This is a genomic window from Flavonifractor sp. An306 (genome assembly GCF_002159455.1).
Classification (GTDB): Bacteria; Bacillota; Clostridia; order Oscillospirales; family Oscillospiraceae; genus Flavonifractor.
Genome location: NZ_NFIQ01000127.1, coordinates 1 through 4,396 on the forward strand (window position 1 = coordinate 1; position 4,396 = coordinate 4,396).

Annotated in this window: 3 protein-coding genes and 1 pseudogene; 3 read left to right on the forward strand and 1 reads right to left on the reverse strand. The window is 56.2% G+C overall.

What is annotated here, in order from left to right:
• Positions 1–101: 101 nt before the first annotated feature.
• Positions 102–464, reverse strand: coding sequence for a molecular chaperone GrpE (locus tag B5F88_RS18440; RefSeq protein ID WP_242959886.1), 363 nt, complete (start codon positions 462–464; stop codon positions 102–104).
• Between the two features lie 102 nt (positions 465–566).
• On the opposite strand from B5F88_RS18440, the gene B5F88_RS18445 reads away from it, so the two are divergent.
• The 3 genes and pseudogenes from B5F88_RS18445 to B5F88_RS18455 form a co-directional block, all read left to right on the forward strand.
• Positions 567–920, forward strand: coding sequence for a PrgI family protein (locus B5F88_RS18445; RefSeq protein WP_087348910.1), 354 nt, complete (start codon positions 567–569; stop codon positions 918–920).
• Positions 913–3,249: a DUF87 domain-containing protein gene (locus B5F88_RS18450; protein WP_087348913.1), complete on the forward strand. Its 2,337-nt coding sequence runs from the start codon at positions 913–915 to the stop codon at positions 3,247–3,249. Before B5F88_RS18445 ends, B5F88_RS18450 begins: the two co-directional genes overlap by 8 nt.
• A 42-nt stretch (positions 3,250–3,291) precedes the next feature.
• Positions 3,292–4,396 (forward strand): annotated as a pseudogene (locus B5F88_RS18455) (peptidoglycan endopeptidase); the annotation flags it as partial.

Below are 4,396 nucleotides of genomic sequence, written 5' to 3' on the forward strand. Positions count from 1 at the left end.
CTGGTCTGGAACTACATTGGAGAATTGATCTTCAATATGCTGGTGCTGGTAGGCTCGATCAAGATGAGCGACCGGATCATCCGGGAATTGATGGGGCTTGGTTAGTTATCGTCAAACAGGTCATCCACCTGGATCTTATATCCTCCATCCGGTTCTGGTTTCCCATACATTTGTGCCTCCCGCATACGGTTGAGCACGATAAGCTCCAGCATCTTGTCCTCCCTCCGCCGGAGCAGAATGCCACGGATCTTCCGAACCAGGGAGATTACCCAGGACAGGACTACCACCGCCAGCAGCGCATACCAAATGACGTTGGCCAGAGTCTGATTAGCATAGTACCATTCATGGAAAACCGTGGGGACGATCAGTGCATAAACCAGTGGGATGGTCAGGCGAAACACGGCTGCCAACCGGAACACAATGGAGAGAAAAATCATTACAATCCCGAGGATCAAGTATGCCATACGCTCCACTCCCTTTCTAAGTTGAGCAAATGGTACCATAGCCGGGCAGGCTTTGCAACGGTCTGTCCATGAAAACTAAGCAGAAATGTAGGAGGTGAGACCTTGGAGGTCCGCATCAATAAAGAGGTACGGAATTATCAGGAAAGCCTATTCTTCGGCCTGTCCCTGCGGCAATTTTTGTTTGCCCTGCTGGCCGTTCTGGTGGCGCTGGCCGTGTACTTTTGTCTGCGTCCGGTGCTTGGGACAGGCGAGATCGGCTGGGTTTGTATCCTGGCTGCGTTTCCTTTCGCTCTGGGCGGTTTTTTTACCTATAACGGCATGACTCTGGAACGTTTTCTTATGGCCTATATCCGCTCGGAATTTCTCATGCCCAAACGGCTTTCTTTCCAATCGGACAATCTCTATGTCAAACTCATGGAACACTCGTCGATAAAGGAGGCCATCAAACTTGATTAAGACCCTGCAAAATACGCTCAAACAGGACAAGGAGCATCTTACAATCCCCAGATCCGTACAGGATACCATCCCCATCCAGCGCCTCTGGCCGGATGGGCTTTTTCAGTTCGGCAGCAAATTCTCGAAAACCGTCCGCTTTTCCGATATCAACTATGCCATCGCTTCCAAGGAGGACAAGACCTCTATGTTCCTGGGCTACTCTGAACTGCTCAACGCCCTGGACACTGGCTCTACCACCAAAATTACCATCAACAACAAGCGGCTCAACCGCCGCAACTTCGAGCAGGAGATCCTGATCCCACCCCAGGGGGATCATCTGGACGGGGGCCGTTCGGAGTACAACGCCATGCTGCTGGACAAGGTCACCGACTCCTCCAACAGCATGGTGCAGGAGCGATATGTCACAGTATCCGCCCATAAGAAAACGCCCGAGGAGGCCCGCACCTTCTTTGACCGGGTCATGAATGATGTGACCACCCGGCTCAATCATCTGGATTCCCATTGTGAGGAGTTGGATGCGGTGGGACGGCTGCGTGTCCTGCACGATTTCTACCGGGTAGGCGAGGAGTCCCAGTTCCATATAGATCTGCGGGAGTGCATGAGAACGGGCCACTCCTTCAAAGATACCGTTTGCCCGGACAGTCTGGAATTTCAGAAAGACTTCTTCATCATGGGTAACAAGTATGGGCGGGCCATGTTCCTCAAGGAGTATGCCAGCTATATCAAGGACTCCATGATCAATGAACTGACCAGCCTGAACCGCACCATGATGCTGTCCATCGATGTGATCCCTGTCCCCACCGATGAGGCCGTGCGTGAAATGCAGAACCGCCTGCTGGGGGTGGAGACCAACGTCACCAACTGGCAGCGGCGGCAGAACAGCAACAACAACTTCTCCGCGGTGGTGCCCTACGACCTGGAGCAGCAGCGGAAAGAGACGCGGGAAATGCTGGATGACCTGACCACACGGGATCAGCGGATGATGTTTGCCGTGGTGACGCTGGTGCATCTGGCCGACAGCAAGGAGGAACTGGACAGCGACACTGAAACGCTCCAGTCCATTGCTCGCAAGCATCTGTGTCAGCTCAGTACATTGAACTGGCAGCAGGATGCAGGTCTTGTCACTGCCCTTCCCATGGGCCTGCGGCGAATCGATGCCCTACGCACTTTGACCACCGAGGCTCTGGCTGTCCTGATGCCTTTTAAGGCACAGGAGATCCGAGACCGGGGCGGCATCTACTATGGACAGAATGTCATCAGCAAAAATCTCATCATTGCCGACCGCAAGCAGCTCCTCAACGGCAACGGATTTGTCCTGGGTGTGTCTGGCTCCGGCAAATCTTTCACCGCCAAACGAGAAATGGTAGCTCTGGCGCTCTCCACTCAGGATGACATCCTAATCATCGACCCGGAGTCGGAATACCGTCCTCTGGTCGAGGGGCTGGGTGGCGAGGTGGTGGAGATCTCCGCTACTTCCAGCAACCACATCAACGCCATGGACATGGAACAGGGTTACGGCGAGGGTGAAAACCCTGTTGTGTTGAAATCGGAGTTCCTGCTTTCCCTCTGTGAGCAGTCTGTGGGGGCTGGGAAACTGTCCGCCAAGGAAAAGTCCATCATCGACCGCTGTACGGCACAGTGCTACCACGACTACGTGCGAGATGGCTGCCGTGGCAAAGCGCCTACGCTTCAGGACTTCCATGCGGAATTGCTGCGTCAGCCGGAGGCAGAGGCGCGGGATGTGGCTCTGGCCCTGGAACTGTTCACGGAGGGCAGCCTCAATACCTTTGCCAAGCCTACCAATGTAGATACCAACTCCCGCATCACCTGTTATGATATCCGAAAGCTGGGCAAGCAACTGCTCTCTATGGGCATGCTGGTGATCCTGGACAGCTTTCTTAACCGAATCACACGCAACCGCCGCTTGGGACGCAACACCTGGATCTACATCGACGAGATTTATCTGCTGTTCCAACATGAGTACAGCGCCAATTTCCTGTTCACCCTTTGGAAGCGAGTCCGAAAGTACGGTGCCTGCTGTACTGGCCTGACCCAGAATGTGGACGATCTACTCCAATCGCACACAGCACGGACCATGCTGGCAAACAGCGAATTTCTGGTCATGCTCAACCAGGCCAGCACGGACCGGGTGGAATTGGCCAGGCTGCTGAACATCTCCGACAACCAGCTCTCCTACATCACCAATGTGGACTTCGGGCGCGGCCTCATCAAGTGTGGCAGCGCCATTGTACCGTTTATGGACAATTTCCCCAAGCATACGCAGCTCTACCAATGGATGACCACCAAGCCCTCTGACTTGGCCGCGTAACAAAAGCAGGGAGGGGCCAAGGCCCCTCCCTGCTGGATCGAGGTGAGATACATCGATAAGATCAAAGAAAAGCCCCAGGTACAGCACACTTTGAAAGAGAGGGTCAAGTCCGCGCCAAAAGAACTGATCCGCCGCGGCCTGGATGACGGCACAGAACGCCTGCGGGGACAGCTGCGAGACACTGCCCAGCATGGACAGCGAGATGATTTCGGCGGCGATCAGCTTGGGGATGCTGAAGTAGGCGGTGCCAAACGGGCGGAGCATATGGCAGAACGCCTGCTTGGGAAAAAGAAAAAGGGCACACAACACACCTCGGATACAGGCAAGGGCGAATATTTTGGCCGTCATGCTCCTCCCGAAGCAGCAAGGCCAGGGGATGGCAGTGTTCCGTCTCCACAGGGCCATCTCCGTGCCAAAGAAACGGGGAGTCAGATCCAGGCACAAAGTGCAGGCAGAAGCCGCACCCAGCTACAGTCCACATCCCAAGCACCTCAAAAAAGAAACATCAAGACTAAGGACACCTATCTGAAGATGCAAGCCGCCCCCGAGCCTGCCACGCCGCCAAGCGCCTTGCAGCAAGGAAAAGCGTTCTTTGTGCGGGAGCGCCAGGGCACCCTTCTCCGCAGCAGGAAACTGGAGCGGCGCTTGCCCGCAAGAGAGGATGGCCCCTCGGTAGCTTCTCCCTCGGGAAAACGGCCACAAGGTATAGAGGCCCGCAAGCATCCACATCAGGTGTCCGGGCAGACAGGTGATTCTCGTGTGCAGCCCCGGCCTCATGTGGAGGCCTCCAGGCAGGCTATGGGCAGCACCGCAAAGACGGCAGTAAAAGAACGAGGCGTGCCGGTCAAATCGGCTGGCCATCCCATTCGCAAAACGGCTGGGATCGGAAAGCCAGGTGGGAAACCGCCTGCAAGAGCGTTTCCGGCCCGACAGGCCCGCCGTGCGGCGGAGGCGGGAGCCAGGCTGGCACGGACTCAAAAGGCCACAAAGGCGGCCCGTGTGACCGCCAGGCAGGCCGCACAGGCGGCAAACCGCGCACTCCGCGCCGTGATCGCGGCAGCTAAGGCTCTGGCCGCCGCGGCTACAGCAGGCGGTGGGGTGGTGATTGCGGTGGTGGTTGTCATCTGTCTGTGCGGCATCATCCTCG

Bases quoted from the DNA above. Each gene is read 5' to 3' on its own strand.
- B5F88_RS18440 (WP_242959886.1), bottom strand. From the start codon at position 464: ATGGCATACTTGATCCTCGGGATTGTAATGATTTTTCTCTCCATTGTG.